The sequence below is a fragment of the Thauera sp. JM12B12 genome, from assembly GCF_039614725.1.
Taxonomy (GTDB): Bacteria; Pseudomonadota; Gammaproteobacteria; order Burkholderiales; family Rhodocyclaceae; genus Thauera.
On the sequence record NZ_CP154859.1, the window covers coordinates 282,967 to 309,098 of the forward strand.

Sequence of the window (26,132 nt, forward strand, 5' to 3'; positions counted from 1 at the left end):
GGACGGAAGTATGGGCGCCCCCGGATTGATCGCCGCCTTCACCGCCGGCGCCGCCACGCTCGCCGGCGGGCGGGCGCTGGTGCATTGGGGGATCCGCAAGGGCCTGGCGGCGCCGCGGGTGCCGCATCACACCGATCCGGGCGCGCATGGGCTGGCGTTCGAGACGCTGCGCATCGGTACCGAAAACGGCAAGTCGCTGCATGCGTGGTTCATCCCTGCGCCGCGGCGCGCTGCCCTTGCCGATGCCGGCGCGGCGGTGTCTGCGCCTGTGGCTCAAGACGATGCCGAGGCGCCGCCCGCGGCCGTGCCGGCAGTGGTGGTGATGCACGGCTGGGGCGGCAACGCGGCTTTGATGCTGCCGCTCGCGCGCCCGCTGCGCGAGGCCGGCTACGCGACCCTGTTCGTCGACGCGCGCTGCCACGGCGCCAGCGACGACGACAGCTTCGCCTCGCTGCCGCGCTTTGCCGAGGACGTGGAGCACGCCTTCGCCTGGCTCTCCACGCACGAGGGTGTCGACCCCGCGCGCATCGCGCTGCTCGGCCATTCGGTCGGCGCCGGCGCGGTGCTGTTCGCGGCCTCGCGCACGCCGCAGGTGGCGGCCGTGGTCAGCGTGGCGGCGTTCTCGCACCCGGCGGCGATGATGCGGCGCTGGCTGGCGGCCAAGCACATCCCGGAGAAGCCGGTCGGCCGCTACATCCTCGACTACGTGCAGAAGACCATCGGCCACCGCTTCGACGACATCGCGCCGGTGTCCACGATCGCGCGCATCCGCCGCCCGGTGCTGCTGGTGCATGGCGCGGATGACGCGGTGGTGCCGATCGACGAGGCGATGCAGATCTACGCCATGCGCGGCGACACCCCGGTCGAGCTGATGACGCTGACGGGCGACCACGAATCCTTCGCCGACCTCGAGCACCATATGGGCCGGCTGGTGGCGTTCCTGGACCGTACGCTGGCCTCACGCTGAACGAAATCAATGAATCAATGGGGTCAGACCCCATTGATTTTCAGGCGGGGGGAATCCCTGCTGGCCGCGGGGCGCCCCGGTTTGTAGAATCGGCCCTCCCCTTGCGCCGCGTCCGCCGCCGCGCGTCTCATCTCAAAACCACGAAAACGGAGACGTCTCATGCAGAAACGCCGCTTCACCGCCCTCATCGCCGGCCTCGCCGCCTCCGCCGCGCTCGGCTTCTCGCTGCCTGCCACGGCCCAGCAGTACAAGGACGAGTACAAGCTCTCCACCGTGCTCGGCGAAGCCTTCCCCTGGGGCTGGGGCGCCAAGCGCTGGGCCGACCTGGTGGCCGAGAAGACCGAGGGCCGGATCAAGATCAAGGTCTATCCGGGCACCTCGCTGGTGTCGGGCGACCAGACCAAGGAATTCACCGCGCTGCGCCAGGGCATCATCGACATGGCGGTGGGCTCGACGATCAACTGGTCGCCGCAGGTCAAGGAACTCAACCTCTTCGCGCTGCCCTTCCTGATGCCGGACCACAAGGCGATCGACGCGCTCACGCAGGGCCGCGTCGGCACGAAGATGTTCGAGATCCTCGCCGAGCGCGACGTGGTGCCGCTGGCCTGGGGCGAGAACGGTTTCCGCGAGGTCTCCAACTCGAAGAAGCCGATCCGCACGCCGGAAGATCTGAAGGGCATGAAGATGCGCGTGGTAGGCTCGCCGCTCTTCCTCGCCACCTTCAACGCGCTCGGCGCCAACCCCACGCAGATGAGCTGGGCCGACGCCCAGCCGGCGATGGCGACCGGCGCGGTCGACGGTCAGGAGAACCCGCTCGCCGTGTTCAACGCCGCCAAGCTGCACACCGTGGGCCAGAAGAACCTGACCCTGTGGGGCTACGTCGCCGACCCGCTGATCTTCGTGGTCAACAAGAACGTGTGGAACGCGTGGTCCGAGGCCGACCGCAAGGCGGTGCAGGAAGCTGCTCAGCAGGCCGCGACCGAAGAGATCGCCCGCGCCCGCGCCGGCATCTCGGCGGGCGACGACGCGCTGCTGAAGGAGATCGAGGCCAACGGCGTCACTGTGGTGCGTCTGACCGATGCCGAGCGCGACGCCTTCCGTACCGCCACCGCCGGCGTGTACAAGGAATGGGCCGAGAAGATCGGCGCCGACCTGGTGAAGCAGGCCGAGGAAGACATCGCCAAGCGTTGATCCTGCGCTATGTCCGGCTTTGCTCTCTCGGGCGGAGCCGGGCGCCTCCCGCAACCGATGCAGGTTCGTTTTCGCGGGCAAGCCCGCTCCCACGGTGCCGCGTGCGCCGCTCAGCCGTGTGGGAGCGGGCTTGCCCGCGAATGTTTTTGACCATAACCAGCCGACCCATTCCGGCGGGCCCCTTGATGCCCGCGGATGACGCGTTCCATGACTCCCGAAATCCCAGATCCCGCGCGCGCTGAACAGTCGCCCTACACGATCGAGCAGATCCTCTCCGGCATCGTCATGGGCCTGATCGTGCTGATCACCTTCGGCAACGTGCTGGCGCGCTATTTCACCTCGCAGTCCTTCGCCGCGACCGAGGAGTTCTCGATCGCGCTGCTGATCGTGCTGTCCTTCCTCGGCTCCTCGGCGGCCTTTGCCTTCGACCGCCACATCCGCGTCGATTTCTTCGTGCGCAAGCTGCCGCCGGGTTTGCGCGCGTTCGCCGACTGGCTTTCGTTTGCGGTCACTGCCAGTCTGTTCGCCTTCATCGCCTTCTACGCCGGCCGGCTCACCTGGGACCAGTACCGCTTCGAGGAGACCTCGCCCGCGCTCGGCGTGCCGCAGTGGTGGTACACGGTGTGGATGCCGGTGCTGGCGGTGGCGCTGGTGCTGCGGCTGGTGATCACGCGCATTCGGAGGCGCGCATGATCGGCTCCGTCCTCATCGGCCTCTTCCTGCTCGCGCTGGTCGCGGGCATGCCGCTCGCCACCGGCCTCGGGGTGGCGAGCATCGCGGTGCTGGCGCTCGCCGGCTTTGACCAGCTCGCGGTACCGACCAACATCTACGCCGGCATTGCCAAGTACCCGCTGCTGGCGATCCCGATGTTCATCCTTGCCGGCATGATCTTCGAGCGCTCCGGCGTCGCGGTGCGCCTGGTGCGTTTCGTCACCGCGATGGTCGGCGAATGGACCGGCTCGCTCGCGGTGGTGGCGGTACTGGTGTCGATGCTGCTCGGCGGCATCTCGGGCTCCGGCCCGGCCGATGCCGCGGCGGTGGCGGCGGTGATGCTGCCGTCGATGATCGCGCGCGGCTATCCGAAGGGCTTCTCGGCCGGCCTGATCGCCGCCTCGGGTTCGACCGCGATCGTCATCCCGCCCTCGGTGGCCTTCATCGTCTATAGCGTGATGGTGCCGGCCGCCACCGTGCCGGCGCTGTTCGCGGCGGGCCTGTTCCCGGGCATGGTGGCCGCGCTCTGCCTGCTGGTGCCGGCGATCATCATCAGCCGCAAGCATGGCTTCGGCCGCGACTACAAAGCAGAGCGCCCGCCGCTGGGCAAGAGCTTCATCGACGCGATCTGGGGGCTGCTGGCGCCGGTGATCATCCTCGGCGGCCTGCGCACCGGCATCTTCACGCCCACCGAGGCGGCGGTGGTGGCGGTGGCCTACGGCATCTTCGTCGGCATGGTGGTGTACCGCAGCATCAGCTTCGCGGGCCTGTTCCGCATCCTGGTCGAGGCCGCCGAGCTCTCCGCCGTGGTGCTGATGATCATCGGCATCGCCTCGGTGTTCGCCTGGGCGGGCAACACGCTCGGCATCTTCGATGCCGCGGCCAAGGCGCTGGTCGGGCTGCACTCCAGCGAGTGGCTGATGCTGCTGTCGATCAACCTGCTGCTGCTCGTCGCCGGCATGTTCCTCGACGCGATCTCGATCTTCCTGATCCTGCTGCCGCTGCTGGTGCCGATCGCGGTGGCGATGGGCTGGGACCTGGTGTGGTTCGGCGTGATGATGACGATCAACCTCGCCATCGGGCAGTTCACGCCACCGATGGCCATCTCGCTGATGATCACCTCGCGCATCGCCGGCATCGGCATGGAGGAGACCTTCAAGTGGGTGATCTGGCTCGTGCTGGCGATGGGCGCCGGGCTGACGCTGATGATCGTGTTCCCGCAGCTCGCGCTGTGGCTGCCGGCCAAGCTCGGCTACCTGTAGAAATCAACCGAATCAAGAGATCAATGGGGTCAGACCCCATTGATCTATTTATCTCTGATGTTCAGAGCTTGTAGGGATTGCCCTGCTCGATCTTGTAGCGGCCGCGGTAGTTGCCGTCCTCGAAGTAGCGGATTTCGCCGTCCACCTCATACAGTCGAGCGCATTGTCGCGCGCCGCCGCGCCAGGTTTTCCACTGGTTGCAATGCTGGCCGTCGGCGATGACTTCCCAGGTGCCGGTGTCGCTGCTGTTGCCGCTCTTGCCACGCATGGTGCCGTCGGGGGCGTTGTAGACCATGAAGCCGCTGCCCGACGCGGTGGTGCCGGTTGTTGTGTTGCCGGAGAGCAGGGTCTGGGCCTTGGCTGCGGCGACGGGCTGCATGCCCTTGTCGGTGAGTTCCTTCTCGGTGGAAGCGCAGGCGCCAAGCAGGAGCGCGGCTGACGCGCAGGCGAGCAGTCTGTTCATGAGAGTCTCCGTCGGGACGTTGTTGTGGTTCTTGCTGTCATACGACGTGCGTTTGCATGCCGTCTTTCTGATCTAGAGCTCCGCCATGCAAACGTCAACCCCGATGCGTGTCACCTCAGCCCGGCTGGTCGAGCAGGTCGTTGATGGCGATCTGGATGCGCTGCGCGACTCGGCTGCGGTCGAGCCCGGGGTTGCGGATGGTGCGTAGCAGCAGGCCCTCGAACAGGCTGGCGAGCACCTCGACCATGTCGCCGATCGCCGTCGGCGAGTCTTCGTGGCCGGCGCCATGGCGGATCGCGCGGATGGTCGCCGCGAGCTCGCGACGGCAGGTAGCGTCGGCCTCGCGCACGATCTGCGCCACGCGCGGGTTGCGTGCGGCCTCGGCGGCGATCTCGACCTTCAGCGCGGCGTTGATCGGGTCGAGCTGGTCGGCGACGCCTTCGGCGGCGCGCTCGATCAACGCCGCTCGCACGTTGCAGGCTGCGCGCAGTTCGGCCGTGAGGGTCAGCAGGCTCTCGAGGTCCTGCGCCACGATCGCGGCGATGATCGCTTCCTTGTTCTCGAAGTAGTGGTAGATGTGGCCGGCGCTCATGCCCGCGCTTTTCGAGATCTGTGCGATGCTGGCGCCATGAAAACCGTGCTCGCGGAAGCACTGCGCGGCGGCGTTCAGGATCTGCTGGCGGCGGGCGGTGGCGCGCGGAGCGTCGGTGGTTTGAGGGCTGGAATCCGTGATCTGCATGCTGTCCTGAGGGGGTGTGCCGGGTGCCGTTCGCGGAACGGGTGGCACCCCCCGGTGTCTTGAAATATCTTGCGATGCAGCAAACGATAACATAGAATGAGCGTTCGATCTAGAATAACCATTCTAATGAGCGGGAAATCAGGCCGCGATCACCCATCGCTCGCCGTGATTGCCGCGCTTCGCGTTCACGAGGCTCCAATGAAGATCACACCCCAACCCCGATTCAGGTCCGCTGCCGTGGTGGCGCTGGGCGCCCTGTTCCTTGCCGCGTGCAGTGGCGGCAAGGAACAGGGCGCCGGCGGGCCGCCGCAGGCGCCTGCGGTGACGGTGATGACGGTGGCGACCAGCTCCGTCCCGATGGTCGTCGAACTCCCCGGCCGCACCACGCCCTACCTGATCGCCGAGCTGCGCCCTCAGGTCACCGGCATCGTCACCCAGCGCGCCTTCAATGAAGGCAGCGAGGTCAAGGCGGGCCAGGTGCTCTATCGCATCGACGACGCGCCCTACCAGGCCGCCCACGACAGCGCCAAGGCCGCGCTCGCGCGCGCCGAGGCCAATGCCCAGGTCGCCCGCATCAAGGCCGAGCGCCACGCCGCGCTGGCGAAGATCGAGGCGGTCAGCAAGCAGGCCAACGACGACGCCCAGGCCGCGCTCAAGCAGGCCCAGGCCGAGGTCGCCGCCGCCCGGGCCGCGCTCGACAAGGCCAGGATCGACCTCGACTACACCCGGCTCAAGTCGCCGATCTCCGGCCGCATCGGCCGTTCGACGGTCACCGCCGGCGCGCTCGTGACCGCCAACCAGGCGCAGGCGCTCGCCACCGTGCAGCAGCTCGACCCGATCTACGTCGACCTGACCCAGTCCAGCGCCGAGATGCTGCGCCTGCGCCGCGAGATCGCCGCCGGCCGCCTGCAGGCGGGGGCGAAGGGCGAGGTGCCGGTGAAGCTGATCCTCGAGGACGGCAGCGAGTACGCCGCCGAGGGCCGCCTGGCGCTGTCGGAAGTCACCGTGGACGAGGGTACCGGCAGCGTGACCCTGCGCGCCCAGTTCCCCAACGCCGACGGCGTGCTGCTGCCCGGCATGTACGTGCGCGCCCGCCTGCCCCAGGGCACGCGCAGCGAGGCGATCCGGGTGCCGCACAAGGCGCTGTCGCGCGACCCGCGCGGCAACGCGCTGGTGATGCTGGTCGATGCCGAGGGCAAGGTCGAGGCGCGTCCGGTGCAGGTCGCGCAGTCGCTCGGCTCGGACTGGGTGGTGACCAGCGGCCTGGCGGCCGGCGAGCGCATCATCGTCGAGGGCCTGCAGAAGATCCGCCCGGGTGCGACGGTGCAGGCGCAGGAGGCGGGGGCCAGCCCCCCGGCTGCCGGCCAGGCGCCCGCGGCCAAGGCCAGCTGAGGTAGCCGACCATGGCCCGTTTCTTCATCGACCGACCCATCTTCGCGTGGGTCATCGCCATCGTCATCATGCTGGCGGGCGCGCTGTCCATCCAGCAGCTACCGGTGTCCCAGTACCCGTCGATCGCGCCGCCCGCGATCGTCATCAACGCCCGCTACCCGGGCGCCTCGGCCAAGGCGGTCGAGGACTCGGTGACGCAGATCATCGAGCAGAAGCTCACCGGCCTCGACGGCCTGCTGTACATGAAGTCGACCAGCGACGCCTACGGCAACGCCTCGACCACGCTCACCTTCTCCGCCGACACCGACCCCGACATCGCCCAGGTGCAGGTGCAGAACAAGATGCAGACCGCGCTGCCGCTGCTGCCGCAGGCCGTGCAGCAGCAGGGGGTGACGGTCGCCAAGTCCGGGGCCAACTTCCTGATGGTGGTCGGTTTCGTATCGACGGATGACAGCCTGACGGGCTCGGACCTTTCGGACTTCCTGGTATCGACGATTCAGGATCCGCTCTCGCGCGTGGAGGGCGTGGGCGAGGTGCAGGTCTTCGGCGCGCAGTACGCCATGCGCGTGTGGCTCGACCCGGCGAAGCTCACCAACTACCGGCTCACCCCGGGCGACGTGCGCACCGCCCTGCAGGCGCAGAACGCCCAGGTCTCGGCCGGTCAGCTCGGCGGCACCCCCGCCGTGCCGGGGCAGGGTTTCACCGCCACGATCACGGCGCAGAGCCGCTTGCAGACGGTGGCCCAATTCGAGGGCATCCTGCTGCGCAGCAACGCCCAGGGCGGCGAGGTGCGTCTGCGCGACGTCGCCCGCGTCGAGATCGGCGCCGAGAACTACGGCACCCTGGCGCGCTACAACGGGCAGGTCGCCTCGGGCATGGGGATCCGGCTCGCGCCGGGCGCGAACGCGCTCGACACCGCGACCGCGGTGCGCGCCAAGCTCGACGAGATGCAGCGCTACTTCCCCGAGGGCGTGGAGTACGTCGTCCCCTACGACACCACGCCCTTCGTCAAGATCTCGATCGAGTCGGTGGTGATGACGCTGATCGAGGCGGTGGTGCTGGTCTTCCTGGTGATGTACCTGTTCCTGCAGAACTTCCGCGCCACGCTGATCCCCACCATGGCGATCCCGGTGGTGCTGCTCGGCACCTTCGGCCTGATGGCCGCCTTCGGCTTCTCGATCAACACGCTGACCATGTTCGGCATGGTGCTGGCGATCGGCCTGCTGGTGGATGACGCCATCGTGGTGGTCGAGAACGTCGAGCGCGTGATGACCGAGGAGGGCCTGCCGCCCAAGGAGGCCACCAAGCGCTCGATGGACCAGATCACCAGCGCGCTGATCGGCATCGGCCTCGTGCTGTCGGCGGTGTTCGTGCCGATGGCCTTCTTCGGCGGTTCCACCGGCGTGATCTACCGCCAGTTCTCGATCACCATCGTGTCGGCGATGGCGCTGTCGGTGCTGGTGGCGATCGTGTTCACCCCGGCCCTGTGCGCGAGCATCCTGAAGCCGGTGGAAAAAGGTCACGAGCACGGCGAAGGCGGCCTGTTCGGCAAGTTCTTCCACTGGTTCAACCTGAAGTTCGATCGCAGCACCAAGGGCTACGAGTCGGCAGTCGGCGGCATCCTCAAGCGCAGCGTGCGCTTCCTCGCCATCTACATCGCCATCGTCGCGGTGCTCGGCCTGCTCTTCGTGCGCATGCCCACCTCCTTCCTGCCCGAGGAAGACCAAGGCGTGATGTTCAACCAGGTCGTGCTGCCCGCCGGCGCCACCCAGGAGCGCACGCTCGCGGTGCTCGAGAAGGTCGAGCAGCATTACCTGGTGAACGAGAAGGACACCGTGCGCGCGGTCTTCACCGTGGCCGGCTTCAGCTTCGGCGGCAGCGGCCAGCACATGGGCATCGGCTTCGTGAACCTCAAGCACTGGGATGAACGTCAGGCGCCCGGCATGGACGTGAGGTCGGTCGCCGGGCGTGCGATGGGCGCCTTCGCGCAGATCCGCGAGGCGATGGTGTTCGCCTTCGTGCCGCCGGCGGTGATCGAGCTCGGCACCTCGGGCGGCTTCACGGTGCAGATGCAGGACCGCTCCGGCCTCGGCCACGAGGCGCTGCTCGCCGCGCGCAACCAGTTCCTCGGCATGGCGGCGCAGGACAAGCGCCTGGTCGGGGTGCGCCCCAACGGCCAGGAGGACATGCCCGAGCTCAAGCTCGACATCGACCACGCCAAGGCCGGCGCGCTCGGACTGTCGATCGCCGAGATCAACGACACCGTGTCGACCGCCTGGGGCGGCAGCTACATCAACGACTTCCTGGACCGCGGCCGCATCAAGAAGGTCTACCTGCAGGGCGACGCCCCCGCGCGCATGACGCCCGAGGACCTCGACAAGTGGTACGTGCGCAACAAGGCCGGCGACATGGTGCCGTTCTCGGCCTTCGCCACCGCGCACTGGACCTATGGCTCGCCACGCCTGGAGCGCTTCAACGGCCAGCCGTCGATGGAGATCCTCGGCCAGTCCGCGCCCGGGCTGTCGTCGGGCGAGGCGATGCAGGCGGTCGAGGCGATCATGGCGAAGATGCCGCCTGGCATCGGCTACGACTGGTCGGGCACCTCCTACGAGGAGCGCCGCAGCGGTTCGCAGGCGCCCGCGCTGTACGCGCTGTCGCTGCTGGTGGTGTTCCTGTGCCTGGCGGCGCTGTACGAGAGCTGGTCGGTGCCCTTCGCGGTGATGCTGGTGGTGCCGCTCGGCGTGCTCGGCGCGCTGCTGGCGGCGACCAGCCGCGGCATGTCGAACGACATCTACTTCCAGGTCGGCCTGCTCGCCACCATCGGCCTGTCGTCGAAGAACGCGATCCTGATCGTGGAGTTCGCCAAGGCGCAGATGGAGGAGGGCAAGGACCTGGTTGCCGCCACGCTCACCGCAGTGCGCATGCGTCTGCGTCCGATCCTGATGACCTCGCTCGCCTTCGGCTTCGGCGTGCTGCCGCTGGCGATCGCGACCGGCGCCGGCGCCGGCAGCCAGAACGCGATCGGCACCGGGGTGCTCGGCGGCACCATCGCCGCGACCGTGCTCGGCATCTTCTTCGTGCCGCTGTTCTACGTCGTGATCAAGCGCGTATTCCCCGACAAGCCGGGCGAGGAGGCCGTGGCCCCGACCGCCCAGGAGGGACGTTGAGATGAGTAACTACCCCACACGGCTGCCGCTGCGCGGCCTGGTGGTGGCGATGGCCGCCACCCTGCTCGGCGCGTGCTCGATGATTCCGGTCTTCGAGCGTCCTGCGGCGCCGGTGCCGGCGAGCTTTCCGCAGGCCGCGCCGGCCGCCTCCGCCTCCGCCGCGCCGCTGGCCGAGGCCCTCGCCTGGCGTGACTACTTCGCCGACGAGCGCCTGCGCAGCGTGATCGCGCTCGCGCTCGACAACAACCGCGACCTGCGCGTCGCCGCGCTCAACATCGAGCGCGCGCGCGCCCAGTACGGCATCCAGCGCGCCGACCTGTTCCCGTCGATCGCGGTCAGCGGTGGGCAGAGCGCGCAGCGCGTGCCTGCCGACCTGAGCGCCACCCGACAGGCCGACATCACCCGCCAGTACTCGGCCAACCTCGGCTTCGCCAGCTACGAGCTCGACTTCTTCGGCCGTGTGCGCAGCCTCGAGGAGCAGGCGCTGCAGACCTATCTCGGCACCGAGGAGGCCCGGCGCAGCGCGCAGATCAGCCTGGTCGCCGAGGTCGCCAGCAGCTGGCTGCGCCTGGCCGCCGACCGCGAGCGCCTGGCGCTGGCGCGCAACACCTTCGAGACGCGCAAGAAGTCCTTCGAGCTCACCCAGCGCAGCTTCGAGCTCGGTGCGGTGTCGGCGCTCGACCTGCGCCAGGCCGAGACCCTGATGCAGACCGCACGCGCCGACGCCGCGCGCTATGCCGCGGTGGTGGCGCAGGACGAGAACGCGCTCGCGCTGGTGGTCGGCGCCGGCGTGCCGGCCGAACTGCAGCCCGACGCGCTCGGCGCCCGCGTCGCCGCGGTCGGCGAGCTGCCCGCCGGCGTGCCCGCCGAGGTGCTCGCCCGCCGCCCCGACATCCTGCAGGCCGAGCGCGCGCTGATGGCCGCCAACGCCAGCATCGGCGCCGCGCGCGCGGCCTTCTTCCCGCGCATCACGCTGACCGCCAGCGCCGGCACCGCGAGCAGCGCGCTCGACGGCCTGTTCGACGGCGGCTCGGGGGCGTGGAGCTTCGTGCCGCAGATCCGCCTGCCGATCTTCGAGGCTGGGCGCCTGCAGGCCAGCCTGGACGTGGCCGAGATCCAGCGCGACATCAACGTCGCCCAGTACGAGAAGGCGATCCAGTCCGCCTTTCGCGAGGTCGCCGACGCGCTCGCCGAGCGCGCCACGCTGGCCGAGCAGCTTGACGCCCGGCGCAAGCTGGTCGAGGCGGCGAACAAGAGCTTCGAGCTGTCGGAGGCGCGCTACCAGGGCGGGGTGGACAGCTACCTCAACCTGCTCGATGCCCAGCGCAGCCTGTACGGCGCCGAGCTCGAGCTGATCGCCACCCGGCTGGCCGACGCCACCAACCGCGTCGCGCTGTACAAGGCGCTGGGCGGCGGCTGGCAGTGATCCGGCGCCAGGCGCAGCGCTGAGGGCGCGGCCGGCTTCGCGGGCAAGCCCGCTCCCACGGGGCCGTGCGCCGGAGCGCACCGTGGGGGCGGGCCTGCCCGCGAAGGCCCGCCGTCGGCTGCGCTACACTGCCCGGGATGAACGCCCAGAGCACCCCACACGAACCCGCCGACGCGTCGCGGAACGCCGCCGCCGCCCCCGACGCTGACCGCCGCATCCCGGTCACGCTCCTGACCGGCTTCCTCGGCGCCGGCAAGACCACGCTGCTGAACCACCTGCTGCGCCAGCCGCAGATGGCGGGCAGCGCGGTGCTGATCAACGAGTTCGGTGCCGTCGGCGTCGACCATCACTTGGTCGAGAAGGTCGACGAGAGCCTGGTCGTGCTCGATTCCGGCTGCATCTGTTGCAGCGTGCAGGGCGACCTGGTGCGGGCGCTGAAGGGTCTGTTCATGCGCGCGCTGCGGCGCGAGCTCAAGGGCCTGCGCCGGGTGCTGATCGAGACCACCGGTCTGGCCGATCCCGCGCCGGTCATCCATACCCTGATGGCCGAGCCTTTCCTGTCCGAGCGCTACCGGCTCGATGGCGTCGTCACCGCGGTCGATGTCACCCACGCGCTCGACCAGCTCGCCGCGCACAACGAGGCCGTGCGCCAGGTGGCGATGGCCGACCGGCTGCTGCTGACCAAGTGCGACTTGGCCTCGGCCGAGCAGCGGGCGGCGGTCGCCGCCGGCATCGCCCGGCTCAATCCGGGTGCGCGCCAGGTGGAGGTAGCGGGCGGTGCCGTCGCTGCCGACGCGGTGTTCGGCTGTGGCCTCTACGACCCGACCGGCAAGCTGCCCGACGTCGCCGCCTGGCTGGGCGAGGAGGCGGTCCGAGCGGCCCGCCAGGCGCCGGCCGCGCCGGCGTGGTCGCGTGCGCGTGCACAGAAATCCGCCCCGACGCATGGCGCCGGCGCGCCGGCCGATGCCGAGTCCGCAGCAAGCGCTGCACCCGCGCGCCACGATGCAGGCGTGACCAGCTTCGTACTGCGCTTCGACGAACCGCTCGACTGGTTCGGATTCTCAGACGGTCTCGCCCTGCTGCTGCAGGTGTATGGCGGCCGCATCCTGCGCATCAAGGGGCTGCTCAACGTCGTCGGCGATCCGCTGCCGCGCGTGCTGCAGTGCGTGCAGCACAGCGTCTATCCGGCGAGCAGCCTGCCGGCCTGGCCGGAGCAACCGCCCTACGACGATCGCTGCAGCCGGCTGGTGTTCATCGTGCGCGAGCTGGCGCGGGACGAGGTGGTCTCGATCCTCGGCAGCTTCACCGGCCAGGAGCCGGACAGCGGGGGTTGAGGGACGCCCTCCTGTCCGTCGCCCACCGGGCGGGCCGGGCACGGCGCCTCAGGGTTCGACCCTGAACGCCTGCACGGCTTCGATCTCGGGCAAGGCGATGCGCAGCCGCCACTGGCCGGCCTCGAGCGGCGCGCTGGTCGCCACCAGGCTGCCGGGCCGGACCAGGCGATGGTCGAGCGTGATCGGCGCGCCGCTGCCGTCGGCGCGCTCCAGGCTCAGGTTGAGCTGCAGCCCGGCCGGCGCCGGCTGTGCGGTCGGTCCGACGAGGTCGATCGCGAAGCGCACCTGGCGCGCACCGTCCTGGGTCATGCGTCCGCGCACCTCCCAGATGTTGGCGGTGCCGTGGAAGACCACGCCGCCGCGCTCTGCACCGGGTGCCGCGGCGATCGGGCCGACGGCGTTGAGGCGGACCTCGTCATGGACGAGGAAGATCATGCCGACGAAGGCGGCGATCAGCAGCAGGAAGACGCCGCCGATGAGGCCGACCAGCAGCCGCGCGCCGCGTGCGCCGGCGGCTGCCGTGGCGTGTCCGGACGGTGGCGCCGAGCCGGGTGGAGGGGTGTGCTTCATCGCGTTGCCGTGCTCGGGACGGTGTTCACTCGCAGCGCGCGCGGCATTCGCCGCCGCTGCAGTCGGCCGCTTCGACGGTACAGGTGCCCTTCGTGCGCATCACCATGCGCTGGTCCTTCTCGTAGTCGCAGATCAGGCGGGTGAGGCCGTTCTTCTTCTCGACGCTCATCTTCAGGGCGCGCGAGCCGCGCAGGGCGGCGGTGTCGAGGTTGCAGTTCAGGTAGCCGCTGAAGCGGGCGTTGTCCGACTCCCACATCGCGGTGTTCTTGACCGCCTTGTAGTTCTCGAAGCTCGCGCAGGTGAGCACGTCGCGGCCGTAGAGGCGGGCGTTGTCGCCGCAGAAGCCCAGGAAGGTGTACTGCAGTTCGGCGTCGCTCGGGCAGGCGGCGACCTGCACGGCCTTGTCCAGCGCCGGGCACGACAGCGTATCGGCGTGCGCTGCACTGGCGAACAGGGCGGCAGGAAGGGCGAGGGCAAGCAGGGCCGCGCGGGCCCGGTTGGTGAGCGGCATCGTCATGGTCTCGGGTGAATGGACTCTGTCTGCGGGATGGAAGGATGAAAAGGGTGTGCGGCTCACCAGAACTTCCACCACCACTTGCGCTTCTTCATCGCGTCCTCGACGTGGTCGGACCATTTGCTGGCGCCCCCGGCTTCGAGGAAATACGCGCCGAAGCGCTTGTCCGCCTCGTTGATGTGGCGCGTGAGCCAGACCTTGAGGAAGTGCAGGAGTTCGAAGGTGATGGTCGCCTGCCCGGAGTCGAGCTTGTCCTGCAGCGCCTTCACCTGGCCGATCAGCTCTTCGTGGTTCTGCTTGTGGGCGGCGAAATCCGGGTAGTTCGATACCCGCATCAGGCTCTCCTCGACCGCGAAGTGGGTGCGCGTGTAGTCCGCCAGCTTGTCGAGGATCTCGCGCGAGGTCGCCGAGCCATGATGCTCCTGGATGGCGACGTGGAGCTGGTTGAGCAGGTCGACGAGCTCCTTGTGCTGCTCGTCGATCTCCTGCAGCCCGACGCTGAACTCGTCGGACCAATGGAAGAGGTCGGTGGTCATGGTCGCATCCTGGCCGGAATGAACAGCCGAAAGGCTAACCTGTTTCCACGCAACGAACTTGACTCGGATCAACCTGAGCCCAGTCCGCATTCATCCGCCATGAGAGCGGACGCGGCCGGACGCGCCGGTTGCCGGGCACGTGCCCTTCCTCGCCGTGCGTCGCGGCGGGGAAGGTTGCTATCCTTCGGTATGCGATCCGGTCCCGACAACGCCCCGTCCACAAGCGTGCCCTCGCCCTCATCCTTGTCGTCTTCCGCTGCCCGACGCCCTGGCACCCCAGCCGCAGCGGATGCGCGCGATCCCCTGGCTCGCCGCTGGCTCGCCGAGCTCGTCCGCCGTCACGAGGAGCGCCACGCCGTGCTCGACGATGCCCGCGTGCACGCTGATGCGCGCGCCGCGGCGACCGATTTCGAGGGGCGCCTGCTCTATCGCGCGCAGGTGCTGGGCGCGCAGCAGGGCTGGCGCGAGGCGATCCTGCGCTGGCAGGGGCGGGCGCGCGTGGTGTTCGCGCTGGCGATCCTGCTGGCGCTGGTGCTCGGTTTCGGCGCGGCGGCGGGTGTGCTCGGCGACGGCGCACGGCCGGTGAACGTGGTGTGGACGCTGGGCGGGCTGCTCGGCGTGCATGTCCTCGGCGTGCTGCTGTGGGCGCTGGGCATGGCGTTGCAGGGCCGTATGGGGGGCGGATTCCACCACGGCGGGGTGCTCGGACGCGCCTGGCTGGCGCTCACCACCTGGTTCGATCGCAGCAAGGCCGCGGCCGACCTGCCGGCGGCGCTGGGTGGCTTGCTCGGCCGCGGGCGGCTCGCGGCCTGGGGCATCGGCGCGGTCAATCACGCGCTCTGGTTCGCCGCGTTGCTCGGCGCGATGCTGGGCGTGCTCGCCCTGCTCGCCACCCGCCGCTATGGCTTCGTGTGGGAGACCACCATCCTGCCCGCGGACGCCTTCGTCGCGTTCGGCGCGGCGCTCGGTGCGCTGCCCGCCATGCTCGGCTTTCCGGTTCCCGACGCCGCCACGGTGGCCGCCAGCGGCGATGCGCCGATGATCGGCGAGGCCGGCCGGCGCGCGTGGGCGGGCTGGCTGCTCGGCGCGCTGGTGGTCTATGGCGTGCTGCCGCGGCTCCTTCTGGCGCTGCTGTGCGCGGCGCTGTGGCGGCGCGGCGTGCGCGGCCTGGCGCTCGAGCTCTCGCGTCCCGGCTACGCCCGCCTGCGTCCGCTGCTGATGCCCGACAGCGAGCGCATCGGCATCAGCGATCCCGAGCCCGCGGCGATGCCGCGCCTGTCGCGGCAGGTGCCCGTGGTGCGTGGCGAGGGCGGGGCCGTCGCGGTTGCGCTCGAGCTCGGCGACGACCTGCCCTGGCCGCAGAGCCTGTCCGCGTCTGCGCCGCAGCCCGCCTGGGAGGACGGCGGCCGCCTCGACGGCCGCGAGCAGCGCCGCGCTGCGCGCGAACTTTTCGCGGCGCATCCGCCCCGGCGCCTGCTGGTGGCGGTCGATGCGCGCCAGACGCCCGATCGCGGCAGCCTGGGCCTGATCGCCGAGCTTGCCGGCCATGCGCAGGCGACTCGCGTGTGGCTGGCCGGCATCGCCGCGCCCGAGGATGAGGGGGCAAGCAGGGATGCGGACGCCGCGCCGGCTCCGTCCGGGCGCGTACGCCAGTGGCGCGAGGGCCTGGCCGGGATCGGCCTGGCGGCGGATGCGCATACCCGAGCTGGCGACGCCGCGTTCCTGGACGCCGCTGCGGCGCGGGCCTGGCTGGAACACGGAGACGAGGCGCGATGAGCGACATCCTGCGCGTGGCCGTGGTCGGCCACACCAACACCGGCAAGACCTCGCTGCTGCGTACGCTGGCGCGCGACGTCGGCTTCGGCGAGGTGTCCGACTCCGCCGGCACCACCCGCCACGTCGAGGGCCTGCGCCTGATGGCCGACGGCGTGCCCGCGGCTGAACTCTTCGACACCCCCGGGCTGGAGGATGCGATCGCGCTGCTCGAATTCATCGACGGGCTGGTTGCGCCCGGCGAACGCGTCGACGGTCCGGAGCGCGTGGCGCGCTTCCTCGCCCGCGGCGAGGCGGCGGCCCGCTTCGAGCAGGAGGCCAAGGTGCTGCGCCAGATGCTGGCGAGCGATGCCGCCCTCTACGTGATCGATGCGCGCGACCCGGTGCTGCCCAAGCACCGCGACGAGCTCGAACTGCTCGCCGCCTGCGCGCGCCCGCTGCTGCCGGTGCTCAACTTCGTTGCCGCCCCCACGGCCCGGGTGGATGACTGGCGCGGTGCGCTCGCCCGCCTCGGCCTGCACGCGGTGGTGCGTTTCGACACCGTGGCGCCGCCGCTCGATGGCGAGCGCGAGCTGTTCGACACGCTTGCCACCCTGATCCACGCCCACCGTGGCCGGCTGCAGGCCTTGATCGACGCCCGTGCGCGCGAGGCCGATGCCCGCCGCGAGGCCGCGCGTCGGCTGGTCGCGGAGATGCTGGTGGCGCTGGCCGCCCGTCGCGACCGGATCGAGGAGCCCGCTGGAGAGGCCAGCGAGGCCGTGCTGCAGGCCGCCGCGGCGCGCCTGCGCGAGGCGGTGCGTGCGCGCGAGCAGGCGTGCGTCGATGCACTGCTGCGCTTGTACCGCTTCCGCCCCGACGATGCGCGCATGGACGCGCTGCCGCTGACCGACGGGCGCTGGGACGACGACCTCTTCAACCCCGAGACCTTGCGCCAGATGGGCGTGCGCCTGGGCACCGGCGCTGCCGCCGGTGCGGCGGCCGGCGTCGGCGTGGATCTGATGGTGGGCGGCATCACGCTCGGCGCCGCGGCCGCGCTGGGCGCGATCGCCGGCGGCCTGTGGCAGACCTTCGGCCATTATGGCGAGCGCATCGCAGCCAGGCTGCGCGGGCATCGCGAACTCACCGTGGATGACGCCATCCTGCGCATCGTCGCGCTGCGCCAGCGCGAACTGCTGGCGGCGCTGGAAGGCCGCGGGCATGCGGCGATGACGCCGATCCAGGTAGGCGGTGCGGCGAGCGCCGGCGGGAGCCGGCCGCCGGTGCCCGAGGCGACCGATCCCGCGACCCGTCAGTGGCGCAGCGGCAGCCTGCCCGGCGCGCTGGCGCGCGCACGTGCGCACCCGGAATGGGCGCAGGGTGAGGGCGACGAGGGCAAGGACGAGGCCATCGCAGATCTGGCGGAGACGCTCGCCTGAGAAGGCGGCCGTGGCCGGCCAGTCGGCCTGCGACCGGCCTCGCCCCGACTTTGCCCGACTTCGCCCGACGTCCGCGCGCGCCGCACCGCACCGCCTCAGTAGCGCACCCCCGGCGGCGGCGAGAAGGAATCGATTGCGTTGAGGTAGGCGGCGCGCGCGAAGGCGCTCGGGTCGGCCTGCTTGCGCTGGCTCATCGAGCCCTTCAGTTGCGCGACCGATTCGTACTCGCGCTCGGCCATCCAGCGCGTCATGCCTTCGAGCACGGTGGCGATGCACTGGGGGCCGCTCTTCAGCAGCGCGCTCGCCATGTGCACCACGTCGGCGCCGGCGAGCAGCATCTTCAGCGCGTCGTCCGCGCCATGCACCCCGCCGGTCGCCGCCAGGCTCAGCCCCGTGTGACCGTGCAGCAGCGCGATCCAGCGCATGGTCAGCAGGCCGTCGGCGGGCGTGGACAACTGCACGCGATCGACCACCTGCAGGGTGGCGAGGTCGATGTCGGGCTGGAAGAAGCGGTTGAACAGCGACACGCCCGCGCCGCCGGCCGCTTCGACCTGGGCGACGAAATTGGGCAGCGAGCTGAAGAAGGGCGACAGCTTCATCGTCACCGGGATGTTCACCACCGCCTTCAGTTCGCGCAGCAGCGCGAGGTAGCGCTCTTCCAGCGCCATGGCGCCCAGCGCCGGATCGCTCGCCATGTACCACGCGTTGAGCTCGAGCGCATCGGCGCCGGCCGCCTCCATCTCGCGGCCAAGCTCGACCCAGCCCGACGGCGAGCTGCCGTTGAGGCTGGCGATGACCGGGATCGACAGCCGCGCCTTGAGGCGCTCGATCTGCTCGAGATAGGTATCGAGCTTGCTCTGGTAGCCGGCGTCGGCGGGCAGGTGGCCGGCGGATTCGCCGAAGGTGTCGGGATTGACGAGGAAGCGATCCATCATGCGCTCGTCGTTCACCACGTCTTCCTCGAACAGCGAGTGCATGACGATCGCCGCCGCGCCCGCGTCTTCCAGGTGCAGCACCGGGTCGAGCGCACGGCTGAGCGGGGTGGACGAGGGCACGATCGGGTTCTTCAGCGCCAGTCCGAGGTAGGTGGTGCGCAGGTCGGGCAGGTTCAGGTCAGCCATTTTGCGTGTCTCCGTTGCGGGCTGCGGCTTGCGAGGCAGCGTCCTCTTTCGCGGCGCCCTCGGGGGTGGCGTCGTCGATACCCGGCAGCGCAGCCAGCTCGGTGTACTCGTGGTGGCGGTGGCGGGCGTGGCGCTCGGCCTCGTCGAGGAAGCGCTCCGAGGCCTCGGGATTCTGGCGCTCCAGCACGGTGAAGCGCGCCTCGTTGCGGGCGAAGTCGCGGTAGGGCACGCTCGGTGCGGCGCTGTCGACCGAGAGCGGGTTGCGGCCCTGCGCGCGCAGGCGCGGGTCGTAGCGCAGCAGCGGCCAGTGGCCGGACTTCACCGCGAGGTCCTGCTGGTGGTGGTTGAAGGACATGTCCACGCCGTGGGCGATGCAGGGGCTGTAGGCGATGATGATCGACACCCCCGGGTAGCTCTCGGCGTCGAGGAAGGCCTTGAGCGTGTGCACGTCCTTGGCGCCGTAGGCCACCTTGGCGACGAAGACGTTGTCGTAGTCCATCGCGATCTTGGCCAGGTCCTTCTTGTGCGCGGGTTTGCCGCCCGCGGCGAACTTGGCCACCGCGCCCATCGGCGTGGCCTTGGAGTTCTGCCCGCCGGTGTTCGAATACACCTCGGTGTCGAGCACCAGGATGTTGACGTCCTCGCCCGAGGCCATGACGTGGTCGAGGCCGCCGAAGCCGATGTCGTAGGCCCAGCCGTCGCCGCCGATGATCCACACGCTGCGCCGGATCAGGTACTCGGACAGGGCGGTGAGCTGGCGCGCGGCCGGGGTGTCGAGGGGCGCCAGCCTCTGGTTCAGCAGCGCCACGCGTTCGCGCTGCTCGTGGATGCCGGCCTCGGCGTGCTGGTCTGCGGCGAGCAATGCGGCGATGAGATCTTCACCCAGCTGCGCACCGTGCGTTGCCGCCAGCGCCTGCAGTTGCGTGCGCGCGGCGGCGGCGAGCTGGTCGGTGGCCAGGCGCATGCCGAGGCCGAATTCGGCGTTGTCCTCGAACAGCGAGTTGTTCCACGCCGGGCCGCGGCCGTCGGCGTCGGTGCAGTAGGGCGTGGTCGGCAGGTTGCCGCCGTAGATCGACGAGCAGCCGGTGGCGTTGGCCACCAGCATGCGGTCGCCGAAGAGCTGGGTGGCCAGGCGGATGTAGGGCGTCTCGCCACAGCCCACGCAAGCGCCGGAGAACTCGAACAGTGGCTGCAGCAGCATGGAGCCGGGGATGGTAGTGCGCTTGGCGTCGCGGCGGGCGAGGTCGGGGAGCTTGAGGAAATAGTCCCAGTTCTCGGCTTCCTGCGCGCGCAGCGGCGGCTGCGGCGCCATGTTGAGCGCCTTGTGCGAGACGTTGGACTTGTCGCGGATCGGGCACACATCCACGCACAGCGTGCAGCCGGTGCAGTCCTCGGGCGCCACCTGGTAGCTCATGTGGGTGCCGGGGGCGTAGTCCTTGCTGCGCGCGGGAACGTGCTTGAAAGCAATGGGCGCGTCGGCGACGCGCTCAGCCGGAAAGACCTTGGCGCGGATCGCCGAGTGCGGGCACACGAACACGCACTTGCCGCACTGGGTGCACAGGTTCTCGTCCCACACCGGGATCTCGAGCGCGATGTTGCGCTTCTCGTGGCGGGCGGTGCCGGTGGGCCAGGTGCCGTCGACCGGCAGCAGCGACACCGGCAGCGCGTCGCCCTTGCCCTGGATGAGCGGGATGCTGACGCGGCGGGTGAAGGCATCGAGGCCTGCAGCCACGATCGGCGCGGCGCCGTCGGTGGCCGCCGCCAGCGTCGCCGGCACGTCGACGCGCTGCAGCGCGGCCACGGTGGCGTCGATGGCGCGGTAGTTCTGCTCGGCGATGCGCCGGCCCTTGCGGCCGTAGGTCTTCTCGACCGCGCGCTTGATCGCGGCGATCGCCTGGTCCTGCGGCAGGATGCCGGAGATGGCGAAGAAGCAGGTCTGCATCACGGTGTTGATGCGCCGCCCCATGCCGGCCTCGAGCGCGACCTGGTAGGCGTCGATGACCCAGAAGCCGATCTTCTTTTCCACCAGGGTGCGCTGCATCGCTGCCGGCAGCGTCGCCCACACCTTGTCGGCCGGCGCGCTGGCGTTGAGCAGGAACACCGCGCCGGGTGCGGCGTGGGCGAGCACGTCGTGCTGCTCGATGAACAGCGGCTGGTGACAGGCGACGAACTTCGCGTCGCCCTCGCCGGTGAGGTAGGCCGAGCGGATCGGCTGCGGGCCGAAGCGCAGGTGCGACACCGTCATCGCGCCGGATTTCTTCGAGTCGTAGACGAAGTAGCCCTGGGCGAAGAGCGCCGTCTCGTCGCCGATGATCTTGATCGAGTTCTTGTTGGCCGACACCGTGCCGTCCGAACCCAGGCCGTAGAACACCGCGGCGAAGGCGCTGGCGGCGGCGTCGGTGCGGAAGGCGGCTTCCCAGGGCAGCGACAGGCCGCTGACGTCGTCCTCGATACCGATCGTGCACCGGCGGCGCGGCGCCGCCTGCTGCAGCTCGGCAAAGATCGCGCACACCATCGCCGGGTTGAACTCCTTCGATCCCAGGCCGTAGCGGCCGCCGATCACCTTCGGCATCGCCGCGAAGCGCGGCGCCTCGCCGGCCTGGTCCTCGGCCAGCGCCACCATCACGTCCTTGAACAGTGGCTCGCCGTCGGCGCCGGGCTCCTTGCAGCGGTCGAGCACCGCGAGCGCGCGCACGCTCTGCGGCAGCGCGGCGAGCAGGGCCGCCGGGGCGAAGGGGCGGAACAGGCGCAGCTTGAGCACGCCGACCTTGTCGCCGCGGGCGTTGAGGTGGTCGACGGTCTCTTCCACCGTGTCCGCGCCCGAACCCATGATCACGATCACGCGCTCGGCATCGGGTGCGCCGACGTAGTCGAAGAGGTGGTAGCGGCGACCGGTGAGCGCCGCGAATTCGTCCATCGCCCGCTGCACCACGGCGGGGAAGGCGTCGAACCAGGGGTTCTGCGCCTCGCGTGCCTGGAAGAACACGTCCGGGTTCTGCGAGGTGCCGCGGATCACCGGGTGCTCGGGCGACAGCGCGCGTGCGCGCTGGGCGGCGATCCGCGCGTCGGGCAGCAGCGCGTGCAGGACCTCGTCCGGGATGAAGTCGATCTTCGATACCTCGTGCGAGGTGCGGAAACCATCGAAGAAGTGCAGCACCGGCACCCGCCCGGCCAGCGTCGCCGCGGTGGCGATGGCGGCGAAGTCGTGCGCCTCCTGCACCGAGTTCGAGGCCAGCAGGGCGAAGCCGGTGGCGCGGGTGGACATCACGTCCGAGTGGTCGCCGAAGATCGACAGCGCGTGGGTGGCGAGTGCGCGTGCCGCGACATGGAAGACCGTCGGCGTGAGCTCGCCGGCGATCTTGTACATGTTGGGGATCATCAGCAGCAGGCCCTGCGACGCGGTGAAGGTGGTCGCCAGCGCGCCTGCCTGCAGCGCACCATGGACCGCGCCCGCAGCGCCGCCCTCGGACTGCATCTCCACCACGCGTGGCACGCTGCCCCAGATGTTGGTCTTGCCGTGGGCCGCCCATTCGTCGGCGAGCTCGCCCATGTTGGAAGAGGGCGTGATCGGGTAGATCGCGATCACTTCGGATGCGCGGAAAGCGACGGAGGCGGCGGCTTCGTTGCCGTCGATGGTGATCATCGGCTTCATGCGGGTGCTCCTGTCATCGTGCACCGGCGAGGCGGAACACGTCGTGTGGCGAGTCCTCACCATACGGAGACCTTGCGGTGCAGCATTTGACATTTGTCATGGAATTCATCCATGAGGAAAATCGATTCAGGGTCCTGAGGCGCGCGCGCTTTCATTGGTGCCGGCTCGGGCCGATTGCGCCGTGGACGCGTCACTGATCCAGGGGTGCGAACTCAAGGCCTCGATGCAGATGCCGTTAAGCACCTGTCCCCAAGCAGCGCACAGGTCCGTCCGTGAAGATCGCCGCCTTCAACATCGAACTCCAGTCCTCCCACCGCTTCTCGCAGACGCTCGAAACGAGCGAGCGCCTCGAGTTCTGGCGCGATGCGCCGGCTGGCCCGGCAGCCGGGGGGCAGTCCGGGCGCGGGGCGGTGCAGATCTCCGCGGCCGCCCAGGCCGCACTGAGCGCGGAGGCCGAGGCCGGCGCGGTGGACCCGGTCGCGGAAGACCCAATCGACCGTGATCCGCGCCTGGCCATGCTGGTGCGCATGATCGAGTTCCTGACCGGCGAGCCGGTGCGTCGCTTCGATCTGCGCGCGCTCGAGCCGGGCGCTGCGGTCGCGCTGCCTGCAGACGATCTGGCAGGCACGGGCGAGGCCGGCGGCGGGGCCGGGCAGGCGGCGCGCCGCGTCGGCTTCGGCATGGCGTACGACTTCAACGCCACCTACACCGAGTCCGAGCAGCTGAGCTTCAGCGCCGCGGGCGTGGTGCGCACCGCCGACGGCGCCGAGATCCGCTTCGAGCTCGGCTTCACGATGGCGCGCAGCTACACCGAGTCGGTGTCGTTCAGCCTGCGCGCCGGCGACCAGCGCCTGAAGGACCCGCTGGTGCTGGACTTCGGCGGCCCGGCGGCGGCGCTGTCGGACGTGCGCTTCGACTTCGATCTCGACGGCGACGGCCGCAAGGAGCAACTGCCCCTGCTGAGCGGCAGCGGCTTCCTCGCCTTCGATCGCAACGCCAACGGGCGCATCGACGACGGCCGCGAGCTCTTCGGCCCGGCCAGCGGCGACGGCTTCGCCGAACTCGCCGCGCTCGACGACGACGGCAACGGCTGGATCGACGAGGCGGACGCGGCGTGGTCGCAGTTGCGGCTGTGGTCGCCCGATGCCGAGGGCCAGGGCAGGCTGCAGACCCTGAACGAGGCCGGCGTCGGCGCCTTCCATCTCGGCCGGGTCGACACCTCGTTCGGCCTCAAGGACGCCGCCAACGACACCCAGGGAATGATGCGCGCGAGCAGCGTCTACCTGCGCGAGGACGGTCGGGTGGGCACGCTGAGCCAGGTCGACCTGCGCGTGTGAGCGGGCTGCAGCGGCCCTCGGCACTTCATCCGCGTCGCTGCGCGGCACGACGCCCGTTGCCCCCTGCGCTGGATCAAGGCCGCACTGGGCGGTGCCATGGACAATCGGACCCCTCCCCCAGTCCGATCCCTCCAGCCCCGATCCCGAGGTGCCGTCTTGAGCCTGCCCGATTTCTACCGTGATGTTCCGCGCCTGCGTGTGCGCGATCCGCTCGCCGACTTCCTCGGCGCCGCCGAGGGCGGCGTGCTGGACTACGGCTACGAGGACGCGGTCAAGCTCGCCGGCCACTCCTGCCCGACTGTGGCCTCGGCCTATGCGCTCGGCTGTCACGCCCTTGCCGCCCTCTACCCGGGCGAACTGCCCGAGCGCGGCGGCGTGCGCATCGACTTCGCCGAGCCTGTGGACGCTGGCGTGACCGGCGTCATCGCCAGCGTCCTCACCCTACTCACGGGCGCCACGCAGCAGGGCGGCTTCAAGGGCATCGGCGGCCACTTCGTGCGCCGCGACCTGCAGCACTTCGGGGTGGAGCTGCCCCTGTCGCTGCGCTTCACGCGCCTGGACAGCGGCAAGTCCGTCGATGCGGCCGCCGAGCTCGCCCGCGTGCCGCCGCATCCGGAGGCCTTGGCACTGCTCGGCCCGTGCCTGCGCGGCGAGGCGGATGCAGATGCGCGGCGCCGCTTCGGTGAGCTGTGGCAGCAGCGGGTGGCGCGCATCCTGCTCGACCACTGGGACGACGCCGCGGTGTTCCACATCGTGCCGGTCCGGGCCGCATCGTGAGCGCGCGCTCGCTCGCATTGCGCTCCTGCCGTCCAGGGAAGGCGCGGCGTTGCGCCTGGCGAGCTCATTGCCCCAACGCGTCGTAGAGCGAGGGTGTGACCCCGGCGCTGGCGAGGAACTCGCGCAGCTGCTTCACCGCCTGCTTGCTGAACTCGTTGCTGTGGTGGGGATGGTGCAGGTAGAACTCGTGGCGGTTGACGACGATGCGAAAGCGCGCGCCGTGGCCGGATTCGACCACCGCGCCGAGGTGATGGAGCAGCGACTCCACCTCGCGCCACTGCAGGTTGCCGGCCGGGGGGTCGCGGAAGATCGACTCCAGGGTATGACGGTGCTTGTTGCTCATGGCAGACCTCTCGAGGCAATGGCGACTGCTTCATCGTAGACCTTCAGGGCGACGCCTGGCGGTGGGCCATTGGGAAATTTCGCCTGCGCGGGGCGCATCAATAGGCGCTTTTCGTCGTGCGAAAGCGGTAGGCGAAGGCCGATGGCGCGACGACCGAATCGCCGCCGAGCGCGCGCGTGCTGCCCCACTCCGTGAGGCGGGTACGGCCGTCCAGCCGGAAGCGGCTGCGGATGGTCCAGAAATAGCGGGTGCCGGGCTGCAGCGCGGTTTCCAGCCGATGCTCGGGTGCAGGCAGAGCCTGGCGGCGATACACGATCCGCTCCGGCGCCTGGTTCATCTCCTGCGCGATGACGAGGTCGTAGCCGACCTCGCGCACGCGGGCCATTTCCGCCGGTGCGACGGCGACATCGCCCGCGCGCGGAAAGGCCTGCCACTGCAGCGTCGGACGCAGGGTATCGACCGCGGTCCATTCGAAGAGGTCACCGAGGACGGACTCGCCGCTGAGCTGGCCGCGCGTCGGGGGCGAGATCGGTGCGAGCCCGAAGGCGGTCGACAGCGCGCCACCGGCGGAATGGGCGCGACGGTCGGGCAGCGGGAGGAGTTCGAAGACCTGCTCGTAGATGTGTTCGCCGAGCGCGCGGTAGCCGGCCTCGAGCTCCGTCTTCAAGGGGCGGCCGTCGTCGGCGGCCCATTCCGCGAGCCTGCGGTGGCGGCCCTGGTACAGGTAGTCGGCCACGAGGCGTTCGCCATTGTCCGCGGTGGCCAGCACCCGCACGCGTGCGCGCAGGTGGACGCCGACGGGCGCGTTGATCCCGCTGCCGCGCGTACCCGCCTCGACGAGGCCGGTCTCGACCACCGAGTCGACGCCGAACTCGGCGAACGACCGGTAGTCCCCGGTGGCCGCGGCCTCCTGCGCCAACGCGGGGGGCACATTGCGAAGATGGGCGCCGCGTAGCTGGGCGGCGGCGAAGACCTGGTCGCGCAGGGCGGCCTGCACGGTCCGTATCTCCACCGCCTGCGCGAGGCGCGCCTCGCTCGCCGCTGCCACGCTCGCGTCAGGCGCTTCGGCCGCGCCGGCAATGCCGCCCACCAGGCCGGCCACGCCGCAGATGCCGAGCATCAGCAGCAAGGCCGCGCCGCAGGCCGATCCGCTGCAGCCACCACTGCCGCCCGACAGGCAGGCGGCAAACGTGCCCCCTGCGCCGGTGAGCGCGCCTTCTCCCTTGCCATGGGCAAAGCCGTGGAAGCCCAACGTCGGCGACTGTTCGGTCGCGACTACGGCCACTTCGCCGAGCGTCGCCTGGTAGGCGGTGTCGGGCGGTCCGGCATCCAGGGTCGCGCATCCGACCAGTCCGACACACGCGATCAGCACCAAAGTCGTGGCGCTCTTCATGGGAGTCTCCTGCGCGATGGCCCCGTCGATCCGGTTTCCGCGACCGCTC

The 26,132-nt window shown here is 70.2% G+C and carries 21 protein-coding genes; 12 read left to right on the forward strand and 9 right to left on the reverse strand.

From position 1 onward, the window contains the following. Nucleotides 1-10 precede the first annotated feature (10 nt). The 4 genes from AAG895_RS01300 to AAG895_RS01315 all read left to right on the forward strand — a co-directional run bounded on the left by AAG895_RS01300 (nt 11) and on the right by AAG895_RS01315 (nt 4,131). On the forward strand, nt 11-967 hold the full coding sequence (locus AAG895_RS01300) for an alpha/beta fold hydrolase (protein WP_345793762.1): 957 nt from the start codon (nt 11-13) through the stop codon (nt 965-967). Nucleotides 968-1,126: 159 nt separating this feature from the next. Continuing rightward, nucleotides 1,127-2,158 carry a DctP family TRAP transporter solute-binding subunit gene (locus tag AAG895_RS01305; RefSeq protein WP_345793763.1) on the forward strand — a complete coding sequence of 344 codons (1,032 nt, stop codon included), beginning with the start codon at nt 1,127-1,129 and terminating at the stop codon, nt 2,156-2,158. 207 nt (nt 2,159-2,365) lie between these two features. Then, on the forward strand, nt 2,366-2,851 hold the full coding sequence (locus tag AAG895_RS01310) for a TRAP transporter small permease (RefSeq protein WP_345793764.1): 486 nt from the start codon (nt 2,366-2,368) through the stop codon (nt 2,849-2,851). Further along, nucleotides 2,848-4,131 carry a TRAP transporter large permease gene (locus AAG895_RS01315; RefSeq protein ID WP_345793765.1) on the forward strand — a complete coding sequence of 428 codons (1,284 nt, stop codon included), beginning with the start codon at nt 2,848-2,850 and terminating at the stop codon, nt 4,129-4,131. Before AAG895_RS01310 ends, AAG895_RS01315 begins: the two co-directional genes overlap by 4 nt. A 61-nt stretch (nt 4,132-4,192) precedes the next feature. Here AAG895_RS01315 and AAG895_RS01320 read toward each other — a convergent pair whose 3' ends face one another. Next, the gene (locus AAG895_RS01320; protein WP_345793766.1) at nt 4,193-4,594 is read right to left on the reverse strand and encodes a DUF995 domain-containing protein; all 402 of its coding nucleotides are present in this window, start codon (nt 4,592-4,594) and stop codon (nt 4,193-4,195) included. A 115-nt stretch (nt 4,595-4,709) separates the two neighbouring features. After that, nucleotides 4,710-5,333 (reverse strand): TetR/AcrR family transcriptional regulator, encoded by a 624-nt coding sequence (locus tag AAG895_RS01325; protein ID WP_345793767.1) that lies wholly within the window; start codon nt 5,331-5,333, stop codon nt 4,710-4,712. Between the two features lie 198 nt (nt 5,334-5,531). On the opposite strand from AAG895_RS01325, the gene AAG895_RS01330 reads away from it, so the two are divergent. From AAG895_RS01330 to AAG895_RS01345, 4 genes are all read left to right on the forward strand, one after another. After that, a complete protein-coding gene (locus tag AAG895_RS01330) occupies nt 5,532-6,725 on the forward strand; it encodes an efflux RND transporter periplasmic adaptor subunit (protein ID WP_345793768.1) in 1,194 nt (397 codons plus the stop codon). 11 nt (nt 6,726-6,736) lie between these two features. Next, nucleotides 6,737-9,892 carry an efflux RND transporter permease subunit gene (locus AAG895_RS01335; RefSeq protein ID WP_345793769.1) on the forward strand — a complete coding sequence of 1,052 codons (3,156 nt, stop codon included), beginning with the start codon at nt 6,737-6,739 and terminating at the stop codon, nt 9,890-9,892. Nucleotide 9,893: 1 nt separating this feature from the next. After that, a complete protein-coding gene (gene adeC, locus AAG895_RS01340) occupies nt 9,894-11,318 on the forward strand; it encodes an AdeC/AdeK/OprM family multidrug efflux complex outer membrane factor (protein WP_345793770.1) in 1,425 nt (474 codons plus the stop codon). A 137-nt stretch (nt 11,319-11,455) separates the two neighbouring features. Beyond that, nucleotides 11,456-12,652, forward strand: a complete 1,197-nt coding sequence (locus AAG895_RS01345; protein ID WP_345793771.1) for a GTP-binding protein — start codon at nt 11,456-11,458, stop codon at nt 12,650-12,652. Between the two features lie 48 nt (nt 12,653-12,700). Here AAG895_RS01345 and AAG895_RS01350 read toward each other — a convergent pair whose 3' ends face one another. From AAG895_RS01350 to AAG895_RS01360, 3 genes are read right to left on the reverse strand one after another with little or no spacing between them, the layout of a single operon-like run. After that, complete coding sequence (locus AAG895_RS01350; RefSeq protein WP_345793772.1) at nt 12,701-13,222, reverse strand: AAA family ATPase; 522 nt, start codon at nt 13,220-13,222, stop codon at nt 12,701-12,703. A 25-nt stretch (nt 13,223-13,247) separates the two neighbouring features. Then, complete coding sequence (locus AAG895_RS01355) at nt 13,248-13,739, reverse strand: hypothetical protein (RefSeq protein WP_345793773.1); 492 nt, start codon at nt 13,737-13,739, stop codon at nt 13,248-13,250. Between the two features lie 56 nt (nt 13,740-13,795). After that, a complete protein-coding gene (locus tag AAG895_RS01360; protein WP_345793774.1) occupies nt 13,796-14,272 on the reverse strand; it encodes a bacteriohemerythrin in 477 nt (158 codons plus the stop codon). 357 nt (nt 14,273-14,629) lie between these two features. On the opposite strand from AAG895_RS01360, the gene AAG895_RS01365 reads away from it, so the two are divergent. Then, nucleotides 14,630-16,048, forward strand: a complete 1,419-nt coding sequence (locus AAG895_RS01365; RefSeq protein WP_345793775.1) for a DUF2868 domain-containing protein — start codon at nt 14,630-14,632, stop codon at nt 16,046-16,048. After that, entirely contained in the window at nt 16,045-17,460 is a 1,416-nt protein-coding gene (locus tag AAG895_RS01370; protein ID WP_345793776.1) for a GTPase/DUF3482 domain-containing protein, read from the forward strand. Before AAG895_RS01365 ends, AAG895_RS01370 begins: the two co-directional genes overlap by 4 nt. A 95-nt stretch (nt 17,461-17,555) precedes the next feature. On the opposite strand, the gene AAG895_RS01375 is transcribed toward AAG895_RS01370, so the two are convergent. Next, on the reverse strand, nt 17,556-18,581 hold the full coding sequence (locus tag AAG895_RS01375; protein ID WP_345793777.1) for a dihydroorotate dehydrogenase-like protein: 1,026 nt from the start codon (nt 18,579-18,581) through the stop codon (nt 17,556-17,558). Further along, entirely contained in the window at nt 18,574-22,233 is a 3,660-nt protein-coding gene (gene nifJ, locus AAG895_RS01380; RefSeq protein ID WP_345793778.1) for a pyruvate:ferredoxin (flavodoxin) oxidoreductase, read from the reverse strand. Before nifJ ends, AAG895_RS01375 begins: the two co-directional genes overlap by 8 nt. A gap of 272 nt (nt 22,234-22,505) precedes the next feature. On the opposite strand from nifJ, the gene AAG895_RS01385 reads away from it, so the two are divergent. After that, entirely contained in the window at nt 22,506-23,570 is a 1,065-nt protein-coding gene (locus AAG895_RS01385; RefSeq protein WP_345793779.1) for a hypothetical protein, read from the forward strand. A gap of 156 nt (nt 23,571-23,726) precedes the next feature. Further along, nucleotides 23,727-24,347: a hypothetical protein gene (locus tag AAG895_RS01390; protein ID WP_345793780.1), complete on the forward strand. Its 621-nt coding sequence runs from the start codon at nt 23,727-23,729 to the stop codon at nt 24,345-24,347. Between the two features lie 64 nt (nt 24,348-24,411). Here AAG895_RS01390 and AAG895_RS01395 read toward each other — a convergent pair whose 3' ends face one another. Next, on the reverse strand, nt 24,412-24,690 hold the full coding sequence (locus AAG895_RS01395) for a type II toxin-antitoxin system HicA family toxin (protein WP_345793781.1): 279 nt from the start codon (nt 24,688-24,690) through the stop codon (nt 24,412-24,414). 97 nt (nt 24,691-24,787) lie between these two features. Next, nucleotides 24,788-26,083 (reverse strand): hypothetical protein, encoded by a 1,296-nt coding sequence (locus AAG895_RS01400; RefSeq protein ID WP_345793782.1) that lies wholly within the window; start codon nt 26,081-26,083, stop codon nt 24,788-24,790. Nucleotides 26,084-26,132 lie beyond the last annotated feature (49 nt).